This is a genomic window from Nostoc piscinale CENA21 (assembly GCF_001298445.1).
Classification (GTDB): Bacteria; Cyanobacteriota; Cyanobacteriia; order Cyanobacteriales; family Nostocaceae; genus Nostoc_B; species Nostoc_B piscinale_A.
Genome location: NZ_CP012036.1, coordinates 2,320,963 through 2,345,243, shown reverse-complemented (window position 1 = coordinate 2,345,243; position 24,281 = coordinate 2,320,963). Strand labels below are relative to the sequence as shown.

Sequence of the window (24,281 nt, the reverse complement as noted above, 5' to 3'; positions counted from 1 at the left end):
TTCCATCTGTGAAAACAGACAGCATATTTTATCGCCTGTTTCAAGAATTTCCCGATATCTTCTTTGAACTCATTGGTGTTTCTCTAGAAAATACTGAATACTATCAATTTTCATCAGTTGAGATTAAACAAACGGCCTTCAGAATTGATGGTGTGTTTCTACCTGTACAAAACGAAGAAAAGCATATTTACTTTGTGGAGGTACAGTTTCAAACTGATGATGACTTTTATTCACGACTGTTTGCCGAAATTTGTTTATATTTACGCCAAAATAGACCGCCAAATGACTGGCGTGCAGTGGTTTTATACCCAAACAGAAGTGTAGATACACAAGATATAAAACATTATCGAGAATTTTTTGACAGTCAGCGAGTCCAATGTATTTATTTGGATGAATTAGGCGATGTTGCATCACTACCAATTGGCATAGCAACCATCAAGTTAGTAGTTGCTGATACAAACACAGCAATCGTCGAGGCTACGGAGTTAATTACCAGAACAAAACTTGAGTTAACATCTCAACGCCAACAACAGCAATTATTACAATTGATAGAGACGATTCTGATTTACAAGTTGCCGAACATGAGTAGAAAGGAAATACAGAATATGTTTGGATTAAGCGATTTAAAGCAAACGCGCTTTTATCAAGAAGCTTTTCAGGAAGGCAAAGAAGAAGGTAGACAGGAAGGTATGGCAGAAGGTAGACAGGAAGGTAGACAGGAAGGTAAAGAAGAAGGTCAACGCCAAGAAAAGTTGAGAATGGTCTCTCGCCTTTTGAGGTTGGGTTTGACTGTAGAACAAGTAGCGGCAGAACTTGAGTTAAGTATTGAGGAAGTACAACAAGCTGCACAAAATTAATCAGTAATTAAGAAAAAATACAGGCTATGTTTGAATTAAGCGATTTAAAGCAAACGCGATTTTATCAAGAAGCTTTTCAGGAAGGTAAAGAACAAGGTAGACAGGAAGGTCAACGCCAAGAAAAGTTAAGAATGGTCTCTCGCCTTTTGAGGTTGGGTTTGACTGTGGAACAAGTAGCGGCGGAACTCGATTTAAGTATTGAAGAAGTACAACAAGCTGCACAAAATTCATGAGTAATCAAAATTAAGCGATGTCTGGGTTTGATTGTTACTTCTTGGGAAGAATTATTGGTTAATTTTTGTTAATATTGGACACGGTGTTGGTACTTCGTCCTTAACCATCAATTTCCTACCCTGAGAGAAACTCGATGCTGCGACTCGAACATATCAGTAAAATTTATCCGACAGGCGAAGTCCTTAAGGATATCAACTGGGAAGTAAAACCAGGCGATCGCATTGGCTTAGTTGGCGTTAACGGTGCGGGAAAATCTACCCAGTTGAAAATTATCTCTGGGGAAATTGAACCTACCGCCGGCGATATTATTCGTCCTGCTAGTTTACATATTGCTTATCTCAATCAAGAGTTTGAAGTCGATCCCAGACGCACAGTTAGAGAAGAATTTTGGACAGTATTTAAGGAAGCCAACGAAGTACAGTTATCTCTGACGCAAGTGCAACATGATATGCAAACTGCGACACCAGAGGAACTAGATCGGCTAATTAACAAATTAGATCGTTTGCAGCGTCAGTTTGAAGCTTTGGATGGTTACGGTTTAGAAGCACGCATCGGTAAGATTTTACCAGAGATGGGATTTGAGCCTGAAGATGGCGATCGCCTCGTCAGTGCTTTTTCTGGTGGCTGGCAAATGCGGATGAGTTTGGGTAAAATTCTGCTGCAAGCGCCGGATTTATTGCTGTTAGACGAGCCGACAAACCATTTAGACTTAGAAACTATCGAGTGGCTAGAAAACTACCTCAAAGGCTTAACAACGCCAATGGTGATAGTTTCCCACGACCGCGAATTTTTAGACCGCCTCTGCACTCAAATTGTCGAAACTGAACGCGGCGTTTCTAGCACATACTTGGGTAACTATTCTGCTTACCTGCAACAAAAAGCCGAAAATCAAGTAGCACAACTAAATGCTTACGAACGCCAACAAAAGGAAATTGAGAAACAACAAGCTTTTGTTGACAGATTCCGCGCTAGTGCTACCCGCAGTACCCAAGCAAAAAGCCGGGAAAAGCAACTGGACAAAATTGAACGCATTGAAGCACCCACATCTGGAGTCAGAACCTTACATTTTCGCTTTCCCCCTGCACCCCGCAGTGGTCGGGAAGTTGTGAAGATTAAGGATTTAACTCATATTTATGATGATAAAATCTTATTTCTGGGTGCAAATTTGCTGATTGAAAGGGGCGATCGCATCGCTTTTCTAGGCCCCAATGGTGCAGGGAAATCCACCTTATTGCGAATAATTATGGGTACGGAAACACCCAGCGAAGGCATCGTGAACTTAGGCGATCATAACGTTATTCCGGGTTACTTTGAGCAAAATCAAGCCGAAGCTTTGGACTTGAAAAAGACTGTGATGGAAACAATTCACGATGAAGTTCCTGACTGGAAAAACGAAGAAGTTCGCACGCTGCTCGGCAAGTTTTTATTCACAGGTGACACTGTATTTAAATCAGTTGAAGCCTTAAGTGGGGGAGAAAAAGCACGTTTAGCATTGGCAAAAATGCTATTACGTCCAGCTAATTTACTGATTTTAGATGAGCCTACCAACCATCTTGATATTCCAGCTAAAGAGATGTTGGAAGAAGCACTGCAAAACTATGATGGGACAGCGATTGTAGTTTCCCACGACCGTTATTTTATTTCTCAGGTGGCTAACAAAATTGTCGAAATTCGGGACGGGGAATTCCGCGTTTATTTAGGAGATTACCACTACTACCTAGGAAAAATCGCCGAAGAAAAAGAACAAGCCAAATTAGAAGCGATCGCTGCGGAAAAAGCAGCAAAAAAAGCAGCCAAAGCCGCCAAAACTTCTGGCAAGAAAAAGTAAAATATCAAGTTAGTAGTAGTACCTTTACTTAACTACTAACTCATTCATTCATTGGCGATATCACAAAATATATGCAACAGTTGCGAAAAGTAAAAAAAGTCTAAAAAATCTCTCAATAAGTCATAAATTAAGTTAATAAGCAGAAATTCACTTGCACCTGTGGTTAGCAGTGGTATCATTCGGGTATTACAAAAAGTAAAGGGCAGTTTTACTATGACCAAAGCACCTGTTGCTCCTGTGGTGCTAGTCATTTTAGACGGATGGGGCTACTGCGAGGAGACACGAGGAAACGCTATCGTTGCTGCTAAAACGCCAATTATGGACAGCTTGTGGGCGGCGTACCCGCATACCCTCATCCGCACATCCGGAAAAGCCGTAGGCTTGCCAGAGGGTCAAATGGGTAACTCAGAAGTTGGTCATTTGAATATTGGCGCTGGGAGAGTTGTACCACAAGAACTTGTACGCATCTCGGATGCAGTGGAAGACGGTTCAATCCTTAGTAACCCTGCACTGGTTAAAATTTGCCAGGAAGTTCGTTCTCAAAATGGCAAGCTGCATTTAGTGGGTCTTTGCTCTGATGGCGGGGTACACTCACATATTACCCACCTATTCGGACTACTTGACTTAGCAAAAGATCAGCGAATTTCAGAAGTTTGTATCCACGCGATTACTGATGGTCGTGATACCTCCCCCAGTGAAGGTATAAAAGCGATTCAGGCAATTCAAGATTACACCGATCGCGTAGGCATTGGGCGCATTGCTACCCTTAGCGGTCGTTATTATGCGATGGATCGCGATCGCCGTTGGGATCGTGTTCAACGGGCGTATGATGTCATTACCAAAGATGGTGCAGGCGATGGACGAACAGCTGCACAAGTCTTGGAAGCATCTTACGCCGAAGGGGTGACAGATGAATTTATTAACCCAGTCCGTATTGCTCCCGGTGCAATTGCGCCCGGAGATGGGGTAATATTTTTCAACTTCCGCCCTGACCGTGCTAGACAGTTGACTCAAGCCTTTGTTAGTCCTGAATTTACAGGCTTTGAGCGACAGAGAATCCAGCCATTATCTTTTGTGACATTTACCCAGTACGATCCAGAGTTACCCGTGACAGTGGCTTTTGAACCGCAGAATTTAACGAATATCCTCGGTGAAGTCATTGCAAATCATGGTCTAAAACAGTTTCGGACAGCGGAAACCGAAAAATACGCCCACGTTACTTACTTCTTTAACGGTGGTTTAGAAGAACCTTTTGCGGGCGAAGACCGAGAACTTGTCAGCAGTCCGATGGTAGCGACTTATGACAAAGCGCCAGTCATGTCAGCCGCCGCCGTTACCGATGTAGCGATCGCTGCCCTTCAAAAAGGCATATACTCGCTAGTGGTGATTAACTATGCTAACCCAGATATGGTAGGGCATACTGGTCAAATGCCAGCCACAATCACAGCGATTGAAGAAGTTGACCGTTGTGTAGGTCGCCTTCTGGAAAGCATTATCAAAGCAGGTGGGACAACAATTATTACCGCCGACCACGGTAACGCTGAGTATATGCTAGATGAAGAGGGTAACTCTTGGACGGCTCATACTACCAACCCAGTACCCTTGATTTTGGTAGAAGGCGAAAAAGCTAAAATTCCAGGACACGGTACGAATGTCGAACTACGTAACGATGGCAAGTTAGCGGACATTGCGCCTACGATTCTGGATATTTTACAGCTGCCACAGCCACCAGAAATGACCGGGCGATCGCTAGTCAAACCAATAGAGTTTGAATTAAAACGCGATCGTACTCCTATGCCAATTGGTCTGTAAAATAGTGCTGAGTTGAAAGTGCTGAGTGCTGAGTAAAGTCAAAATTACTCAACACTCAGACCTCAAAACTAATTATGCTAAGAATCTTAGGAGTTAAGATTTAAAAGTAATAAAATACAGTTTTTAACGCCTTAACTTCCGACATCTGTTTTCAAACCGCTATAAATGAGATTGCGAACATGACAGTTACAAATATCGTACAAATTGTTTGGGCATTATCCGCCCTGGGAATGATTGTTTTAGTATTGCTGCATAGTCCCAAAGGTGATGGGATTGGTGCTATTGGTGGACAAGCCCAATTATTTAGCAGTACCAAAAGCGCAGAAAACACCCTAAACCGAATTACTTGGGCTTTAACAGTGATTTTTCTCGGCTTAACAGTCGTTTTAAGTGCAGGTTGGCTACCCAAATAAGGACAGGGAAATGGGGAAAATGACCCTAAACCCAACACCGAATATTAGAAAATTTCTAACAGCCTTTGTCTTAACTATAAGTACAGGGCTGTTAATTATTTTGGCTCACTTCCCATCTAGCGCCACTTCTTTACCTCCGCCAAAACCCCATCCCCTACCATCTACGCTAGTTCAGTGGAATGATCAGACAAACAGTGGCGATTACTTTTCTCAAGTTGCAAAAACAGAAATAGGTTATTTAGTTTGGTCACAATTTCCAGTTCAAGTTTATATAGAACGACCAATAACTGTTAGCAATCAACAGGCGGAAGACTGGGTGAAAAGTGTTTTGCAGTCTGTACAGGAATGGAGTGTTTACTTACCCTTAACAGTAGTAGAAAAGCCAGAAATTGCTGATATTAAAATTGAGCGAAAAGCCCCACCATTACAACTTTCACCAGATAAAAAAATTCTGCGGGCGCGTTCTGCTTTAACTACATACCAGTTTTATACCAAAAACAACGTTTTATTACACCGTTTTACTATTCTCTTGAGTCCTAGTCAGACTGGTAATTATGTCGTTGCAGCCGCACGCCATGAACTTGGTCACGCCTTGGGAATTTGGGGTCATAGTCCATCACAAACTGATGCTTTATATTTTTCCCAAGTCCGTAACCCACCAACTATTTCAGATAGAGATGTGAATACTTTGAAGCGAGTTTATCAACAGCCTACGAGTTTGGGATGGAATTTATAAAATCTTGAATAGAAATATTTAATATCAATATAAACCCAAGTCACGTATATTCCTGATTGCAGAATGGTATTTACAGAAAAACAACTCGCCCACGCAGTAGCCCTATTGTAATAAAACGCTGCTCTCCATGAGCATAACGCTCATCTTCAAAAGTAAAGGTTGCACCTTCAAAAACTATATAAGCATCTACAAAACCAAATCCTTGATTGCTGATATTTGATTGCCGCTTATTTTCATCCCAAATGAACCGCATCTGTTAATTACAAGCCACACAAAGCCTATTGGCAACAAATTTGAGTAAATGTCATCATTGAAAATCACTATCTTAGGTGTGAAGTCCGAACTTCCTGTGAAAATCATACTCAGTCAAATAATCTATAGATGCTTTTACGCGCCCCAACTCAGACGTACAGGGCGCTCGACTAAAACTTCTTTATACAATTCTTCTAGCTGGGTAATGTTTTTATCTAATGTATATCGCTCTAAAACGCGATTTCTGGCTTTTTGTCCTAGCAGAGTTGTTAATTCTGGATGGTCTTGGCAAAGTGGTAAAAGGGTTTTTAATTGCGATCGCACGGTTTTAGTACTTAAAACTATACCAGCCCCTTTCTCTAAAACTTCTCCATCCGCGCCGACATCTGTAGCTATACAAGCCCGTCCGCAGGCCATTGCTTCTAATAAAGACAAAGATAATCCTTCTACTAAAGATGGCAAAATAAACACATCTGCACCCCGTAAGATTTCGATGCGTCTTTCTTCTTCCGCCACAAAACCTAACCAAATAACGCCGTATTCTGCGCCATAAAATTGCTCTAAAGAAGCTCTTAAAGGGCCATCTCCTACAATTAATAACTTACTTCCATCACCCATCCCCGATTGTTTCCAAGCACGAAGAAGAGCTTCAACGTTTTTTTTTTTCTGGGGCTATTCTACCTTGGTAAACAAATAAGCGTTCTGCTTGAAATTTTGCTTTAACTGTCGAATATCCAGGAGAATATTTAACTGTATCTACACCATTGGGAATCACCGCAATATTTTTTTTCTCGCACACCCATACGTGCCAATAATTCTCGCTGAATTTGGGAAAATACAATCACGCGATCATAGTTATCTAAAAAAGGTGCGTACAACTGATAGGCTATGAGTTGCGTTCCCGATATCAGTTTTGCTCCTTTACCCGCAAACGGTGTATGAAAAGTAGCAACTAAAGGTAAATTCAGTTGTTCACAAATTTCTGGTAAAACAAAGTCTAGCGGGGACAAAGTTAAAGAAGCATGAACAATATCCGGCTTGATTTCTCTTAATGATTCTGTTAAAACTTTTGTCGCTTTCAGTGCCGGAATTGTATAAACTTGAGATTTATAAATAAAGGGTAACGATACTTCTTGGAATTTCGGCCAGTTATCCGGTTCAGGTTCTTCTTGGGCAAAGTGCAGAAAACTAACTTCATGTCCCCTATCTAGTAAGGCATTGGTTATTTCTCGGCTATAGGTGACATTGCCACAAAACGGCGATTTTTTTCCAATCCAGGCTATACGCATTCTTTAAAATTAGTTATAAGAAAGCTGGTTTTATTTATGATTTTTGCGCCTTAGCTGTATTTGACTAGAACCTGATTTTACTAAACAATTGGTGTTGAAAAAGCACCGATATCAACTATTGCTCAATTTGCTGATTAGCTGATGAAAACAATCGATGTTCGGATTGATTGATTTAATGAATAAGCTGTTAATTTTACACTTGGAATACAACTTTATTCTGCGTAATCTCAGGTTTATTCCCAGCAAAAAGGCACGAAATTATTGATGAGTTCAGTTTACCATGAAATCAAAGTCAATAATAAATTATTGCTTTTGTCAAGCAGACTGACGGGAGTTATACCAAGTTAAAATTCCACCAAAAAATACGATCGCAGCTAGTCCCAAAAAGACAGCTTTCAATCCGACGAAGGTTTCAGCGACACCGGCTAGTGCTAAAGGTAAAGTCAAGGCAATATTAATCACATTATTTTGCAAACCAAATACTTTACCCCGCATTTCTGGGGGAGTTTCTGTTTGAATCGCAGTTTGCATTGGAATACCAACTAAAGCGCCAAAAATCCCCAATATAGCTACAAACAATAACACCAACCACAATTGTGTTGTAAATAAAGCCAAACCAATTAAAGATACTGCCATTCCTAAACAACCATACAGGCCGAGTTGAGAATAGGAGAAGCGTTGCCCAAACTGTCCTAAAATTGTTGCGCCAACTGCAATACCTACACCACCTGCTGCTAGTAAAAAACCAAATTGCGAAGCTTTTAAATTCGGAATAACTTCTGCCATCCGTACTGCCAACACTGTTAAAGCGGCAAAGACAGAAAACAAAATAATCAGTCTGACTAAAGCATTCCGCACTTGATGATTAGCTTTGAGGTAAGCAAAACCATCACGTAAGTCTGAGAAAACATGAGGAAATTCCGTATCGGGAGCGTGGGGTTTTTCTTTGGTGGTTAATAACATTAAAATTACACCAGCGATCGCATAACTGCCACCCACTAAAATTTCTTTACCCAAACCATTGCTACCACCAAACTGCGCCCATATACTATCTGCGATCGCTAAAATCGGTTCACCGATGGCAAAGCCAATAATAACTGAAGCCATCATGGTTGTTGTATATAGAGAGTTTGCCGAAAGTAAGTGTTGTTCTTCGACTACCAACGGAATTGCTGCTTGTTCGGCTGGCGCAAAAAACTGCGTCAGTGTGGACACCAAAAAAGTCACACCCAAAATTATGGCAAAACCTACTGGTAAAACTCCGATTGGTTGCCAATCATGAGTTAACCACAACAACACAGGAATCACCAACACCAAAATACCCCGCCAGATATTTGTTGCTACCAAAACTGCTTTTTTTGACCAACGATCTACAAATACTCCTGCCACTGAACCAAATAATACGGCTGGAATCGTAAATGCCATCATCAATGCTGATACCCAACCACTAATGCTTTGACTACTGGCTTGAAAGTGAGTATTGATTAAAGCAATCATCAATACTAAGTACACTTTATCAGCCAGTTGACAAAACACTTGTCCACCCCAAAGTGCTAAGAAATTAGGATTTTTTAAGACAGGTAAGAATCCTTGCTGTTGTACTGTATCTGAGTTCGCTTCACCACCAGAACCATTCCCAGCAGCTTTTTCGGTTGCAGTTGCGGCTGGTAAACTTTGTTCTTTGTGGCTGGGGGCAGCAATATTGACGACTGTATCCGATGTCCATTCTTTACCATTGGTTGAAACATCGGGTTGAGAAATTTCTTGGTTGTAAATTTGACTATTTTTAGAGATGGGAACAGGCTTCAAATGATTAGTCACATTAGAAGTATTTGTTCGACTCGGTTTTTTGGTGTGGCTTGGTGATAAAGGAAGGATTTTTCGATCCAAATCAGATGGTTGCATCATGGTTGGTTGGCAGCAAAATAAGAATCTATCAGGGTAGCGGAGCGAATAGAATGGCCTAAATGATACTGAGCATACTGACGTAAAATCTGCTCAATCGATAACCAGCCATTATCTCTAATTCCATCAATTTGCATTATCTCTGGTTGTGACAGTTGTTGGAGCAGAGCTAATTCTCTAGCACTCAAACGACAGGAAATAACTGGAATTTCTTGTCGATGAACAACAGTCTCGTAACTAGGGATAGGAGAATTTGCTGATGGGGAAAATTCGGAATGATTTCTATTTTCCCATTTTTCTTTCTCGCGTTTTCTGCGTAAACTTTCCCATACCTCTAAACAAATTACCCCACCAGTCGGAACACTAAATCCAACTTGCCAGTTGGGGTTGGTAAAGTCTGGCGTGAGAGGCTTTTGAGTTAAACAACAGGCTTGGATTTGCGGTGTCAGTCCTGCTAAAACTAAAAGTTGAAACACTCCCAAAGCGAGATATGCGTACACAGATGATATTTCAGCTTTTGGGAGGATTTCTAATTGATGAAGATGTGCATTCAGTAACTCATAAAGTTCTTCTTGGGGTTGTTCGCTCAAAGCCTGAGATAAGGCTATTTCTGCTAAATACTGACCTGCGGCTAATTTTCCTAAATCTTGAGCTAAACCGGGATAGGTTTTTAAGGTTTGTGCTTGAGTAATTTTATCGAGCGATCGCCCTTTCGCAATCAGTAGTTCATTCACAACAAACATCCCACTCCGACCACCCAGGCTAGAGTTATGCTTACGCGCCCCTGGTGCAACTGCGCGAATCAGACCAAATTCTCGTGTCAAGATTGTCACTATTCTGTCTGACTCGCCCAGCACCTGAGTTTTAAGATTAATACCAGTTGCTTTATAAGTTTTACTCATGAATCATTAGTCATCAGTCACTAGTCATTAACAGCCAGTGCATGGGGTGGTTTCGCCGGCTTTCTCACTGGCGTTCATTAGCTGAGGAGGAAAGACAAAGGACAAATGACTATTCCCCTTTCTCCAGATTATCGCGCTGGTGAAGCAAATCTATACCGCGAGATGTCCCCAATCTTGTAGCACCCGCTAGGATTAAGTCTAAGGCTTGTTCGTGAGTCCGAATACCCCCAGAAGCTTTAATTCCTATCCTGTCTCGGACTATTTCTTTCAAAAGACGCACATCCGCTACTGTCGCACTGCCATTCCAACCTGTACTAGTTTTCAGGAATGCTGCACCCGCATCCATACATATTTCTGCTGCTAGTCTTTTTTCGGCATCTGTCAGCAGACCAGTTTCTAAAATTACCTTGACTGTTTGCCCTGTTTCTTCACAAATCTCAGCAATTTCTCGGTGAACTTCTTCGGTTTTTCCGATCTTCAACCAGCTTAAATTAAGTACTAAATCTAACTCAGTAGCGCCATTTTCTACCGCTTCTTGCGCTTCATACAGCTTAACGGCTGAAGTTGTGGCTCCCGACGGAAAACCAATCACAGTACAAACTTTTGGCTTTTTGTTTTGTAGGAGTTCTGCTGCTTGCTTAACGTGGGTAGGGTAAATGCAAACCGCCGCAAAGTTAAATCTATATGCTTGTTCACACCATTGCTCAACCTGCTCTGGAGTAGCCGTTGGCGTTAACAGGGCGTGATCGATAAATGGCGCAATATCAATATCTGGATAGTCTGCTGCCATTGAACTTTTGCCTATGAATGATTATTAAGCTTTATAAAAAATTAAGACATTTATTATATATTAAACCACATTAACTAGGAATTTAACTCCAAAACCAGCTAATTATTTCAGTTATAGTTGGAGACATCTTAAGTTGATTTAGTAATTGTAACTAAAATTATGTATATTTTAGACAATTTGTGCTTACAGCAATACCATAGTTTTGTCTTAATTAATTCCTAAAAAATCAAGAATAGTTCTCGCCAACCCCTGAGACAGCAAGTAAGGTACACCATTACCAATGGATTTAAACATATTAGTCAAAGACATCAGTTCAGGAAGTACAAAATTTCCTGGTAAAGATTGTATGGCTAAAGCTTCGGCTACAGAAATTCGCCGCATTTTATAAGGATGTAAATGTACTTCATTATTGCCATAGCAAGCTGTGGGAGAATAACGCCAACGGTGCAGACGTTTAAAAGATTTTTTAGAATCATCTCCTTCACCGACAGTCGCAAACTTACTCATCCCGGCTCTGGGTTGAAAATAATGCTGAGTATTAGGATGCGCCTGAATGTTATTTTTTCTAAACCAAAATTCAATAGTTAATTCTGGAATAATATTATCCGGACAAGGTAATAAAGAATCTGCTTGAAATGATTGGCATTGCGGCCAAGGACAAGCAAAAATTTTAGCTTGAGAATGTGTTATGTATTTTTGCCAAAAGTCTAGATTTAATTGTTTTTTTATTTCATTTTGATTGATAAAATGCTGATGAAAACCTATCAAAATAATTCTTTCCCTATTTTGAGGTACACCATATTCAAGAGCATTAATTAAGCGTTCGTTAAAAATATAGCCTACTTGCTGTAAGCGGATTTTTAAAGATTCAAAAAATAATCGATGTTTTTTTGTTCGCCATAATCCCTTAACATTTTCAAATAAAAAGAAATCAGGGAGATTCTGGCAAATTAATTCAATGTAGGCGGACGAAAGTTTACCGTTATCTCCTAAGTAGCCTTGATTTTTCCCAGCAATCGAAAAATCAGGACAAGGCGGGCCACCAATAAAACCAATAATATTCTTAGACTTGCGGCAATCTTTGACTAGTTCTAATAAACCTTGTGCTTGTATTCCTTCAACCAGCTTACTGACATCACCTGCTTCTCCATGATGATATCCGTATTCAGGTAGTGGTGATTTGAGTAATTCTCTGGAATAACGGTATGCTGTCATGAAAGGTGAGAAAATTTCATTCACATACACAACATTAAACCCGCTATGTTCAAAGCCTAAATCGAGAAAACCAGCACCAGCAAAGAATGAGAAAATTGCAGGACGATCGCTATTCATTAGCAATTTGAATCAGGACATATTTAATTTACCATTTATCGCATTGGTATCTCAATCACAAACTCAGTACCCTGATTTAGTTCAGAATGATAAAATAAATTTCCCTGATGTTTGTCAACTACAATTTGATAACTAATTGACAACCCTAAACCAGTACCACCACCTACATCTTTAGTGGTGAAAAATGGATCAAATATTTTTTGACTAATATCTTCTGGGATACCACCACCATTATCTGCGATCGTAATTCTGATCATCCGAGATGCTGTTAACTCTGTACAAATTTTAATTTGAGGCTGTTGATGATTTTGCAGACATTGAGTATTTAAAAAACTGCCTCTTAACACATCAATTGCATTACTCAAAACATTCATAAAAACTTGATTTAGTTGACCTGCATAACAAGTTACTTCTGGTAAAATAGCATATTCTTTAATAACTAAAATTTCTGGTAAATTATTCTTTTCTTTTAATTGATTTTGCAAAATCATTAAAGTATTATCGATACCCTGATGAATATCAACAGGTTTCATATCCGATTCATCTAAGCGAGAAAAATTGCGTAAACCTAAAACAATATCACGAATACGTGAACTACCCATTTTCATCGAATCTATCGTTTTTGGTAAATCCTCAACCAAAAATTGTAAATCTATTTCCTCAGTTTTTTCAGCAATTATCGGTGTTGGATCGGGATATTCTTGTTGATATAAATCCATTAATTCCAGTAAATCACTTACATAATCATTAGTATGTACAATATTGCCATGAATAAAATTGATGGGATTGTTAATTTCATGGGCAATACCCGCTACCATTTGACCCAAAGAAGACATTTTTTCACTTTGAATTAATTGGGCTTGAGTTCTTTTTAACTCCTGGAGTGCTTGTTGCAATCTATCATTTTTATCTTTCAGTTCGTTGGTTCTTTCTGTAACTTTTGCTTCTAAATTATGATTATATTCTTCTAATTGTTGCTTAGTTTTATTTAAATTCTCATAGAGTATTGCATTCTCTAAAGAGATTGTAGCTTGACTAGTTAAAAGTTTGAGAACTTCTAGGCGATCGTTTGTAAATGCACCTGTAGCTAAATTATTTTCTAGATATAATATCCCCAGCAGTTGGTTTTGATTAATCATCGGCATACACAACAGACTTTTTGGCTGTTCCTGCATAACATAGATATCTGTTGCCAGAAACGCCTGATTTATCGCATCATCAACCACTAAGATTTCTCGACTACGTTTAACATAGTTAATTACTGCCTGCGGTACATCAGTGGAAGACTCTAAATCAATGGCAGTAAATTCTGTATAAACACATGCTAAATTAACAATTGAACTAATAGCTCTGACCGTAAAATTTGAATGATCAGCTTCATTCAAAACTAAAACACATTTAGATGCACCTACATTCTCCATAACAACTGTCATCATCGTTGACAGCAAATCTGGCAGATTAATTTCTCCTGATAGCGCCTGGGAAGCTTTAATCACAGATGCCAAATCTAACATATCTGAAATACTAGTATTAGAACTCATAACAGTGTCATGGCTGCTGATAGAAGTCTCCATATTATGAGTTAAAGATGTACTGAATTCTGCTTCCTGATTTTGCTGAAAATCTTGGCTGAGTTGTTCTTCCTGAATAATGGCCGCCAGTAAATAAGGATGGCGTTTTTGCAAATCTTGAGCTTTAGTTAATGCTCCCCAACGTACATAACCGTAGTAAGCATCAATTAAGTAAGCTTTAGCAATCTTTTCTTTATCCCAAGTTAAATAAAAATTAGCAGCCAATTCATTAGCTAAGGCTTCTTCATGGATAAATTCATTTTCCTTGGCTGAAGAAATAGCACGTTCATAAAACTCTATTGCTTCTAGATGTTGGTTTAAAATTCTATATCTTTCAGCTTCTACTAAATAAAATTTATTTAAATAATTGCTGGATGAACTTATTGACCATTTTTGCATTTTTTCTTGATTTATTCCAACTTTAGCCAATATTTCTGCTTGTTGAGAGGGATCAACTTCATGACATATAGCTAACCGAGCGAGAGAATCATAAAAGAAAAAATTGCGGAAATGTAAATTGACCAATTCCCCCAGACAAATACTTTTCGGCATTCACAGCATAATTAATAGCTTCAGTATATTCTCTGAGTAAATAACATAGATGTAGCTTACAGAGATAGAAATATAATAGAGCATTGATATCATTAGCTTCTTTGTGAATAGAAATTAATTTTTCTTCATTGTAAGCTTCACCCATTAAACAACAAGGGTTTTGAACATTATCTTTTAAATTTAAAACTGTCTGTCGGTAAATTTCAATCCAGTAAAAAACCCTATCTTGTTTGATATGCTTAACCGCATAACTGTAGGTTGCCATCTCTCTTTCTAGAGAGTTTAGTACTTTCCCACTAAAATATGAAATATAGCAGTATGCTTTTAGGGAATAGGCAGCAAATTCCAAATCCCCAGCTTCTAAACCTACCGAATAAGCTTCTAAAAGATACTTTAAAGATTCACTAACAGGATCTTGCCAATGTTTGACATGGGCATTAAATGTCTGAATAACTTTAGCTTTGATTTCTTTATTACTGAATTTAGCCAATAATCTTGTAGCTAATTTGCCAAATTTATAGCCGGATGCAATATCTTCTACCGCACCACAAAGCATAAATCCATAACAAACATACACATACGAGGAGAAATCACAATTACCATATTTCAGAGATAAGTTGATCTGTTTCAGCACCATCAAAGGAAATAGTTCTGGAATTACGGTATAGGCTAAAGCAAGAATACTAGATAAAACACGCATGATTGCTAATGCTGTTTTATCTTGCATAATTGGCAAATCTATTAAACTATCAATACTCCTATGAATAAAGTAGTTATTTGTTGCATCCATTGCTTGTTGAATGTCTAATTGGCTGGGATGTTCGGGAAATTCAATGCCAAATAATTTCAAAAAATCTAGTCCAGCCTGGACACCTGCTTGTGCTTTGTTTTGTGCTCCGTATGATTGAATAGTAATTTCAATTACTTTGACTTTATCTAAATTCATCTTTACATTAACTAAAACTATTTGAACAAGTTGCTCTGCTTGTGTAAAATCTCCATTTAAATACGCTGCTTCCGCTGCTGTTTCCCAGAGAGATAAAGTTAGTGTATATTCAGTATTCCAACTATATTCGGTAAGTAGTTTAATTCCTGTATTTAAATATTTCAAGGCTGCTGAGTAAGCTGTTGAAGCTAAAGCTTTACGTCCAGCAGTTAAATTCATTTCCGCAAGTTCATAACGCTGATGTGGATTGGTAATCAAATCTACAGCTATATTAAATTGATTGACTAGCTCAAAAATTTTTTCCTCTCTTTCTGTTACGTGAATATTTTTTAATAACAGTAAGCCAATTTTTAAATGAGTTAATTTTTTTTTGTTCATTAGCAATTAAAGAATAAGCTGCTTGCTGTACACGATCATGTACAAATTTATATTTAGGAAGTTGATAGTTATCAATAATTGATTTATTAACAGTATGATGATTAATAACGTCTAATTTTGCGTAATCATCTTCTGATAAAAAAAATATACCCATCATTTTGCGGGATGATCAGTCCTTCGATTAAGGCTGGCCATAAATCTGATACAGTATCAATAACAGATTTTTCACAGATAATAGCTAAAGTTTTTAAGTCAAATTCGTTGCCAATACAAGCTGCTAGTTGTAATATATTTTGTGTATGTTGTGGCAATTTTTCTATTTGAATCGCCATAAACTCTACAACATCATCTGTAAAAGCAAGAGTTTTAATTTTTGCTAAATCATATTGCCAATATCCCGCTTCAAAATTTAATGTTATTAGCCCTTCATCATATAATCCTTTCAAGAATTGTGTAGCGAAAAAGGGATTTCCGTGAGTTTTAGCAAATACCATTTGGGTTAAAGGTATAGTTAATACTTCCGAACAATGAAGGGTATCGGCGATTAAATAGTTTAAACTAGACTGAGTTAAGGGCAGAAGTTGAATTTGACTTATTTGAGTGCCAGATTTTCTAATTTCATTTAATGTTAAAACTAGAGGATGGATATGAGAGACTTCATTATCTCTATATGCACCAATTAGTAATATATTACCTTGGATTCCTTCTGTCTCGTTTGTTTCACTGACAAGAGTAGAAGAAATATTTTCACTCATTAATAATTGAATAAATTTTAAGGAAGCATGATCCGCCCATTGCAAATCATCTAAAAATATAACTAGTGGTTGGTCTTTTGTAGTGAATACTTGAATAAATCTTTGAAACAATAAATTAAATCGATTTTGGGCTGCGCTCCCAGATAAGTCTACAATTTCTGGTTGTTGACCAATAATTTTGGCTAATTCAGGAATAACATCAATGATGACTTGTGCTTGTGTGCCTAATACTGATAATATTCTGGCTTTCCATTGTTGAAGATGAATATCATTCTCTGCTAATAATTGTCCAATTAAGTTACGTAATGCTTGGATTAAAGCTGACAATGGTATGTCACGTTGAAATTGCTCAAATTTACCTTTAATACAATAACTACGTTGTCTAACAATGGGTTTATGAATTTCATTAATGATAGCGGTTTTACCAATACCAGAGGAACCTGTGACTAATATCATTTCTGTTTGAGTATTAGCCACACGCTCAAAAGTATTCAGTAAAGTTTCGACTTCACGCTGTCGGCCATAGAGTTTTTCTGGAATTGTAAATTGATTGGATATATCCTTCTGTGCTAATTCAAAAGGTAATATACTTCCAGTTTCTTGCCATTGTTTTTGACATATATCTAAGTCATATTTGAGTCCATAACCGCTTTGATAACGGTCTTCAGCATTTTTAGCGATTAATTTGTTAACAATCTCGGATAGAATTGACGGAATATTAGGATTAAAAGAGTTAACTTTTGGTGGCTGTTTAGCAATATGAGAATAAACTAGTTCCATTGGATCGGAACTAATGAATGGTAGATTTCCCGTTAGGAGTTCAAAAAAAAGTTATACCCAAAGAATAAAAGTCACTACGGTAGTCAATAACTCGATTCATCCGTCCTGTTTGTTCAGGGGAAATATAAGCTAAAGTGCCTTCTAAAATATTGGGATTAGTAAATGATTGAATTTCCTTCGGTAAAAGTGTGGAGATACTAAAGTCAATAAGCTTGATTTCTCCGGTAGTTGGATGAATTAGAATATTAGCTGGTTTGATATCTTTATGAATAATCCGATGACGATGTAGGAGTTCTAAGGTTGTGGTAATTTTAATAGCAATATTAAAAAAAATCGTTGAAAGAAATGTCACTTTCGCCAATTTTATATTTTTCTAAGCGCCATTCTTTGATAGATATACCCCCAAAATCTTCCATAATTAAAACATAGCCATTACGATAGTTTTCTAGGCTATATGGTTTGACAATACCGGGAATTTCCAGATTTTGAGTAATAGTGTATTGATTACGAAATTGGGCAATTTCTATAAAAGTAGGATACTCATTCCGCATCAGTTTGAGAATGACAGGTTTTTGGTCTGTTTCTCTCAAGCCACGATATACTAAGGTTTTACTACCAGAGTATATTTGCTCAGTGATTTGATAACCAAATATAGGATATATCGTGTCTGATACTGGTAACATTTCAGCCTTTGCATTGCTCTAAGGACTATGATTCCAGTATTCCCAAAAATAAATTACTAATATCATTAGAATAACGAAAATTTTGTTTCAATTATTTATAATCAACATAGGCGATTCAATAAAAATTCAAAAATAACAAATAATTATTAATGTTTTAGCAAACTTATTTATAGTATCTAAAGCAATATATACGTATAATTATGATATTAAGAGAATTTTTGCATTTCAGAAAAACAATCGAGTAGAGATTTTTCTTTTAACATCTCTACTCGATTAATTTTGGGAATTATTGACTACTAGTAATGTTATTGCTTTCTAGAAAATTTACAATTGGTAGTATTTTTTCTAGTAAAAAACTAGAAAATTATACTATATTTAATCCGCATTGAATGAGAATTTGGAGAAGAAACTTTTAAAGGCAACAGAAATCAAAGCAAGTTGGAACTTTACTTAATTTTCTGTTTAATAAAGGTGACTACCTGAGCTAACTGTTTTTTCAAGCCATCTATTTCAGTTTGCATTTGAACTATTTTCTCATTCAGTGCTTTAATTTCTGCTAAAGAAGCTGTTTCAATAGGAGATGTTGGGGGTAGTGGCAAGTGGTCAACACTGGCTGTAGCTACTGTTTCTTGTTCTGCGATCGCACTGGCACTAGTTGTACCTGTACTAGCGCCATTTTTAGCTGCAACGACTCCCACCAAAGCTGGTTCAGAACGTGGCAACTTGGCCTTAGCCATTGCTGATTTAATCGCATCAATCAGTTGCTTTTTATCAAATGGTTTACCCAGAAAATCAAAGTATTCAAATGGTTCTGGAATTTTTTCGGTTACTTCTTCCTTGCGACCAGACATGATCACTAAAGGAATTTTCCTTAACTCAGGCTGGGCTTGAATTTGTTGAAAAACTTCCCAGCCACTCATTTTTGGTAGTAGGAAATCTAACATAATCAAGCTGAGTTTTTCTTGACGGATAAAATTAAGTCCTTCCACCCCGTCTTTTGCTTCTAATACCTCGAAGTTACCTGGAGGTAACATTTCTCGGACTTTTACCCTGACAACGGTAGTGTCATCGATAACTAAAATTTTGTTACTGGCCACGACTGATTTCTCTAACAGAAAATTTAAGTTGCATTACGGCTATGCCGCTTGACCTTGAGAGTCATCCCACTATATCTAAATTTGTTATGGATTGGGGGATAGTATATTTCGGTATAAATAGCTGGAGATTTATCTAGGATTTATGACTTCGTTACAACCAGGGGAATTTAAGTCCGAAATTATGGCTATGCCTAGCTGGTTACGTCGCCCTATTGGCAAAGCCAGCGAAATTTCCACCGTACAAAGCATTATCAAACAGCGTCAAATTCACACAATTTGCGAAGAAGGACGTTGCCCTAACCGGGGAGAGTGCTATGCCCAAAAAACGGCTACTTTTTTGCTGATGGGGCCTACCTGCACCCGTGCTTGTGCTTTTTGTCAAGTTGATAAAGGCCATGCACCAATGCCGCTTGATTTAGAAGAACCCCTGAAGGTAGCAGAGGCGGTACAACTTCTAGGATTAAATTATGTGGTGTTGACTTCTGTGGCACGGGATGATTTGCCAGACCAAGGCGCGGGACATTTTGTCAAAACAATGGACGCGGTGAGAAAGTTAAACCCTGGAACTCAAATTGAAGTACTCACACCAGATTTTTGGGGTGGTGCAGGTGTGGGTGAGGCAGGACAGCGCCAACGGATTGAATTGATTGTGAATGCCAAACCTGCTTGTTTTAATCACAATATTGAGACGGTACAACGATTAACTGGCCGAGTGCGTCGGGGGGCAAAATATGATCGCTCCCTGCGAGTCTTGGCTATAGTGAAAGAAATTGACCCAACTATTCCCACCAAATCGGGTTTAATGCTGGGACATGGAGAAACTGTAGCAGAAGTTCTCGAAACAATGGCAGATTTAAGAGCTATAGGCTGCGATCGCTTAACTATTGGCCAGTATATGCGTCCTTCCTTAGATCATCTGCCAGTACAAAAATACTGGACTCCAGAGGAATTTGATGAGCTTGGTAGTCTAGCATGGAAAATGGGATTTACTCATGTCCGCTCTGGGCCTCTGGTTCGCAGTTCCTACCACGCAGGAGAAGATACAACTATGAAGTCTGAAGTTTAAATCATAACTCAGCACTCAACCCTCAGCACTCAGCACTCACTACTCAGCACTTCTCCCTCGCTAGACAAATATTTTTAACGAATCTGGGTAATTGGTGCAGCTATTTGGTATTTCTGAAAAAGTCATGACATTAAGGAGAACCTCTTATGGCTACTCAAAACAAAAGTTCCGCAGTGGCAGACAGTGGCGCAAAGCCTCCCTATCCATTTCGTACAGGTTGGGCTTTGTTTCTGTTAGCTGTTAACCTTTTGGTAGCGGCTTACTATTTCCACATCATTGAATAGTTAGAAGTGGGCTGGTGCTGCTCAAATCGTGCCTTTGAATAAACCTTTGGGACGAATGAGCAGCACCAAAATCATAATTAGTAGAGCAATACCTTGTTTGTATTGTGACCCTAACCAAATAGTGCTAACTTCCTGAGCAATCCCAATGATAAAAGCTGCGGCGATCGCTCCGTAGGGATTTCCAATTCCGCCTAAAATTACGGAAGCAAACAAAGGCAAAATTAAAAACCATCCCATATTGGGGCGCACAGCTGTAATTAAACCGTACATGCTGCCACCCAAGGAAGTGAGTGTGCCAGCAATCAGCCAAGTCCACAAGATAACTTGCTCAACATTGATACCGGAAACTCTCGCTAAATCTAGGTCATCTGCTACAGCTCGCATCGCTTTACCTATTTTGGTGTTTTGCAGGAGGTAATGCAGCCCGACAATTGCTAACACAGCTAGACCTAAAACCAAAAGTTGATTTTGGGGGATTTTGACACCAAAAAAGTCCCAAGCAGAAGTGACAGGAACATTGTAGTTTTGGTTTTTGCCACCCCAAACTAAGATAATGCCATTACGCAAAAATAAAGCTAAACCAATAGAAATAATAATCAGCGTTGTGGAAGTGGCACGAATTAAGCGCATCTTTGACCACAATAACTTCTCTGATAACAGCATCGCGGCGACGGTTCCTACGGCTGCCAAAATCATTGATAGCCAGATATTTACCCCAGCCGCATTTACCAACAGAGTCAAATAAGCTCCTAAAGTCAGAAAATCACCATGAGCAAAATTCGATAACCGTAAAATCCCGTAGGTGAGAGTTAGACCAACCGCAGCTAGAGCAATAATGCTCCCCAAAGCAATGCCATTGACAATTAGTTGTATAACTTGTGTATCCATGATTTTTAAGCAAATTAGTTACTTTAAAGAAATTAGACGTGAGTGATTTATTCAAAAACTATTGTTAAGTCTGTTACCATAAACAGTAAAAGTTAGAGTTTGTGAACAATCAAGATTTGTGAGCTAATATACATAGAATCTTGTTCGCAATTTTGCGCCAGGCTAAACTTGTTCAACGGTCTAGTTGACCATGCAGCAGTATTCAAGCTTACCAGAACAAAACTCACAGGTAGATGCAACGCCAAGTCTTTTGGCAACAATTCAACAACTCCGTGCCGAATTGTGGTTAGAGTGCAGCTTGAACAAGTTGCAAAGTCGCCTAAATGATTACCTAGTTTCTGTTTCTGCGTCTACTGTACAGGTAGACGCAACAGCCGCAGAAATTTTTTCAAGCAGTGGTCGATGAACTTGATGTTGCTTTGAATAATAGTAGAGTAGCGATCGCTCTGCCTCAACCAAAAACAAAATTGGCTCAAGTTTGCTATATTTCTACTTCTGCATCAGCCTTAGAAGTAACATCCCAAAAAGGCAAAAAAACTGCGGTTGCAATTAACGCAAATGGTGGAAGTAGCAGATTTGCAGCGCCTCGCCAGTCAGCAACCGCCAAGTGCTTGGCCTTTAACCAATAATTCTGAGATGATTGGCTGGCTAATTATTTCTCAAACACCACAAGAAGTCCTGACAGCATCACAAATACAACTGAAACCAGAATTATTCACCAGAGTCACCCAACAGCTTACCAATGCTCTGACACAGTTTAAACAAATACAATCTTGGCAGCAAATCTCGCAAAATATTGGTAGTTATCATCAAGAACTCGAAAGAACAAATCAACTCAAAAATCAGTTTCTCGCCAATACCAGCCACGAAATTCGCACACCCTTGAGTTCTATTATCGGATTTACCCATTTACTGTTAGCTCAAGGTTACGAACCCAGCCGAGAACGCCATCAAGAATATTTAAATATTATTCAGTCGAGTGGCAAACACTTGTTAGCACTTATTAATGATATTTTAGACCTCTCCAAAATTGAAGCCAATCAGTTAGAAGTACAACCAGAAGAAGTAAATGTACCAGAACTATGTCGCAATGTTTTGGCATTAGTTAAAGAGAAAGCGGCTAACAAAGGTTTAAAACTACACCTTGAACTCGACCCTAACATCACAACTCTAGTTGCAGATCCCTTACGCCTCAAGCAAATGCTGTTAAATTTGCTCTTCAATGCTGTGAAGTTTACTTGTACTGGTGAAGTGGGTTTAAAAGTTATTCCACAAGCTGAATTTGTTAATTTTACAATTTGGGATACAGGAATTGGAATTTCTCAATTAGACCAAGAGCAACTTTTTCAACCTTATTTTCAAATTGCAAACGTGGTAACTAGCCGTGATGAAGGTACAGGCTTGGGTTTGGTTGTCACGAAGAAACTGGCGGAAATTCACGGGGGTTCTGTAGAAGTGGAATCGGAACTGAATCAGGGTTCACGTTTTAAGATTATCCTACCTGTGAAACCAGTCAAGGAAGTTCTGGAGCATCAGAAAGCTCAAATAGATGCAGCAGATATTACACCTTCATCTGCGTCAAATATCGTCCCTAGTTCTAACTTCCGAATTTTATTGGTAGAAGATGATTTACCCAATGGCCAGTTGATGCAAACTTATCTTGAGAGATTGGGTTATCAGGTGACTTGGATTAAAAATGCTACAGCAATGTGGTCAACTCTGGCACAGCAAACACCAGGGTTAATTTTAATTGATATTCAGTTACCCGATGAAAACGGGCTACAGGTGGTAAAGCAACTACGTCATCACTCAGAGTATCAAACAATTCCGGTAATTGCTCAAACTGCAATGGCGATGAAAGGCGATCGCGACATCTGTATCGCATCAGGAGTCAATGAATATATTTCTAAACCTTTGGACTTACCACTCTTAGAAGCTTTGGTAGCTAAGTATATTCAATTACCACCACCAGCATCGGAAGCGTCGCCCAGCTAAAACACAGATTTTCTTGACACCTCTACAATGGAATTTGTGGGGAAATGTCAGGAATTCAAAATGAAATTGTCGGAAAAACTACAGCAACTCAAAGCCTTATTTGGCGAAATGGAACGCGCCTTAATTGCCTATTCTGGTGGTGTAGATAGTACTTTAGTGGCGAAGATTGCTTATGATATTTTAGGCGATCGCGCTTTGGCTGTCACAGCAGTTTCGCCTTCGCTGTTACCAGAAGAATTAGAAGACGCAAAAATTCAAGCCGCAACTATTGGGATTTCGCATCAAATTGTTCCAACAAATGAGATGGAAAATCCCAACTACACATCAAATCCTGTGAATCGCTGCTATTTTTGCAAAAGCGAACTACACGATACTCTCAAACCATTAGCTGTGGAGTTAGGCTACCCTTATGTTGTGGATGGGGTGAACGCCGACGATTTACACGATTATCGTCCAGGAATTCAAGCCGCCAAAGAACGAGGGGCGCGATCGCCTTTAGCTGAAATTGGTGTATCTAAATTAGAAGTTCGCCAACTTTCTCAACAACTTGGTTTACCTTGGTGGGATAAACCTGCTCAACCTTGCTTAAGTTCCCGTTTTCCTTACGGTGAAGAAATTACCGTAGCTAAACTACAACGTGTCGGTAGAGCCGAAATTTATCTGCGAAAACTCGGATGGGATAATTTGCGTGTACGCTCTGAAGGTGATACTGCTCGGATTGAGTTAGCCCCAGAAAAAATTAAAGATTTTGTTTTAGCTGTTGATTTACCTGCTGTAGTTGGTGCATTTCAAGAATTTGGCTTTATCTACGTCACTTTAGATTTAGAAGGTTATCGTAGCGGCAAATTAAATCAAATCTTAAGGGTGAATTCAGAAGTCAGAAGTCAGAAGGCAGGAGGTAGGAGTTAAAAAATTACTGTGCCAGATATCCACGCC

Annotated in this window: 16 protein-coding genes and 3 pseudogenes; 10 read left to right on the top strand and 9 right to left on the bottom strand. The window is 38.7% G+C overall.

Annotated elements, in window-relative coordinates; translation table 11 throughout:
• Positions 1-8 precede the first annotated feature (8 nt).
• The 6 genes from ACX27_RS10250 (at position 9) to ACX27_RS10225 (ending at position 5,880) form a co-directional block, all read left to right on the top strand.
• Positions 9-857 carry an Rpn family recombination-promoting nuclease/putative transposase gene (locus ACX27_RS10250; protein WP_062291677.1) on the top strand — a complete coding sequence of 283 codons (849 nt, stop codon included), beginning with the start codon at positions 9-11 and terminating at the stop codon, positions 855-857.
• A 26-nt stretch (positions 858-883) separates the two neighbouring features.
• Positions 884-1,090 (top strand): hypothetical protein, encoded by a 207-nt coding sequence (locus ACX27_RS10245; RefSeq protein WP_062291674.1) that lies wholly within the window; start codon positions 884-886, stop codon positions 1,088-1,090.
• Positions 1,091-1,224: 134 nt separating this feature from the next.
• A complete protein-coding gene (locus ACX27_RS10240) occupies positions 1,225-2,919 on the top strand; it encodes an ABC-F family ATP-binding cassette domain-containing protein (protein ID WP_062291672.1) in 1,695 nt (564 codons plus the stop codon).
• A 213-nt stretch (positions 2,920-3,132) separates the two neighbouring features.
• Positions 3,133-4,731, top strand: a complete 1,599-nt coding sequence (gene gpmI / locus ACX27_RS10235; protein ID WP_062298267.1) for a 2,3-bisphosphoglycerate-independent phosphoglycerate mutase — start codon at positions 3,133-3,135, stop codon at positions 4,729-4,731.
• Positions 4,732-4,910: 179 nt separating this feature from the next.
• Complete coding sequence (gene secG, locus ACX27_RS10230; RefSeq protein ID WP_062291669.1) at positions 4,911-5,144, top strand: preprotein translocase subunit SecG; 234 nt, start codon at positions 4,911-4,913, stop codon at positions 5,142-5,144.
• Between the two features lie 10 nt (positions 5,145-5,154).
• On the top strand, positions 5,155-5,880 hold the full coding sequence (locus ACX27_RS10225) for a peptidase (RefSeq protein WP_062291667.1): 726 nt from the start codon (positions 5,155-5,157) through the stop codon (positions 5,878-5,880).
• 70 nt (positions 5,881-5,950) lie between these two features.
• Here the strand turns inward: ACX27_RS10225 and ACX27_RS10220 are convergent, their stop codons facing one another.
• From ACX27_RS10220 to ACX27_RS10185, 8 genes and pseudogenes are all read right to left on the bottom strand, one after another.
• Positions 5,951-6,133, bottom strand: a complete 183-nt coding sequence (locus ACX27_RS10220) for a BrnT family toxin (RefSeq protein ID WP_083468714.1) — start codon at positions 6,131-6,133, stop codon at positions 5,951-5,953.
• Between the two features lie 134 nt (positions 6,134-6,267).
• A pseudogene (locus tag ACX27_RS10215) lies at positions 6,268-7,421 on the bottom strand (glycosyltransferase family 4 protein).
• 315 nt (positions 7,422-7,736) lie between these two features.
• The gene (locus ACX27_RS10210; RefSeq protein ID WP_062298265.1) at positions 7,737-9,326 is read right to left on the bottom strand and encodes an MFS transporter; all 1,590 of its coding nucleotides are present in this window, start codon (positions 9,324-9,326) and stop codon (positions 7,737-7,739) included.
• On the bottom strand, positions 9,326-10,228 hold the full coding sequence (recO, locus tag ACX27_RS10205; RefSeq protein ID WP_144427436.1) for a DNA repair protein RecO: 903 nt from the start codon (positions 10,226-10,228) through the stop codon (positions 9,326-9,328). Before recO ends, ACX27_RS10210 begins: the two co-directional genes overlap by 1 nt.
• Positions 10,229-10,337: 109 nt before the next feature.
• Entirely contained in the window at positions 10,338-11,018 is a 681-nt protein-coding gene (deoC, locus tag ACX27_RS10200) for a deoxyribose-phosphate aldolase (protein WP_062291662.1), read from the bottom strand.
• A gap of 207 nt (positions 11,019-11,225) precedes the next feature.
• Complete coding sequence (locus tag ACX27_RS10195; RefSeq protein WP_062291659.1) at positions 11,226-12,350, bottom strand: DNA cytosine methyltransferase; 1,125 nt, start codon at positions 12,348-12,350, stop codon at positions 11,226-11,228.
• A gap of 35 nt (positions 12,351-12,385) precedes the next feature.
• Positions 12,386-18,015 (bottom strand): annotated as a pseudogene (locus tag ACX27_RS10190) (trifunctional serine/threonine-protein kinase/ATP-binding protein/sensor histidine kinase).
• A gap of 446 nt (positions 18,016-18,461) precedes the next feature.
• Positions 18,462-19,112: a response regulator gene (locus ACX27_RS10185; protein WP_062291656.1), complete on the bottom strand. Its 651-nt coding sequence runs from the start codon at positions 19,110-19,112 to the stop codon at positions 18,462-18,464.
• Between the two features lie 142 nt (positions 19,113-19,254).
• On the opposite strand from ACX27_RS10185, the gene lipA reads away from it, so the two are divergent.
• A complete protein-coding gene (gene lipA / locus ACX27_RS10180; protein ID WP_062291652.1) occupies positions 19,255-20,178 on the top strand; it encodes a lipoyl synthase in 924 nt (307 codons plus the stop codon).
• A 146-nt stretch (positions 20,179-20,324) separates the two neighbouring features.
• A complete protein-coding gene (psaX, locus tag ACX27_RS10175; RefSeq protein WP_062291650.1) occupies positions 20,325-20,462 on the top strand; it encodes a photosystem I protein PsaX in 138 nt (45 codons plus the stop codon).
• Between the two features lie 21 nt (positions 20,463-20,483).
• Here the strand turns inward: psaX and ACX27_RS10170 are convergent, their stop codons facing one another.
• Positions 20,484-21,350 carry a branched-chain amino acid ABC transporter permease gene (locus ACX27_RS10170; protein ID WP_062291647.1) on the bottom strand — a complete coding sequence of 289 codons (867 nt, stop codon included), beginning with the start codon at positions 21,348-21,350 and terminating at the stop codon, positions 20,484-20,486.
• A gap of 190 nt (positions 21,351-21,540) precedes the next feature.
• On the opposite strand from ACX27_RS10170, the pseudogene hrmK reads away from it, so the two are divergent.
• A pseudogene (gene hrmK, locus ACX27_RS31645) lies at positions 21,541-23,345 on the top strand (hybrid histidine kinase/response regulator HrmK).
• A gap of 60 nt (positions 23,346-23,405) precedes the next feature.
• Positions 23,406-24,254: an ATP-dependent sacrificial sulfur transferase LarE gene (gene larE / locus ACX27_RS10160; protein ID WP_062291644.1), complete on the top strand. Its 849-nt coding sequence runs from the start codon at positions 23,406-23,408 to the stop codon at positions 24,252-24,254.
• Positions 24,255-24,281 lie beyond the last annotated feature (27 nt).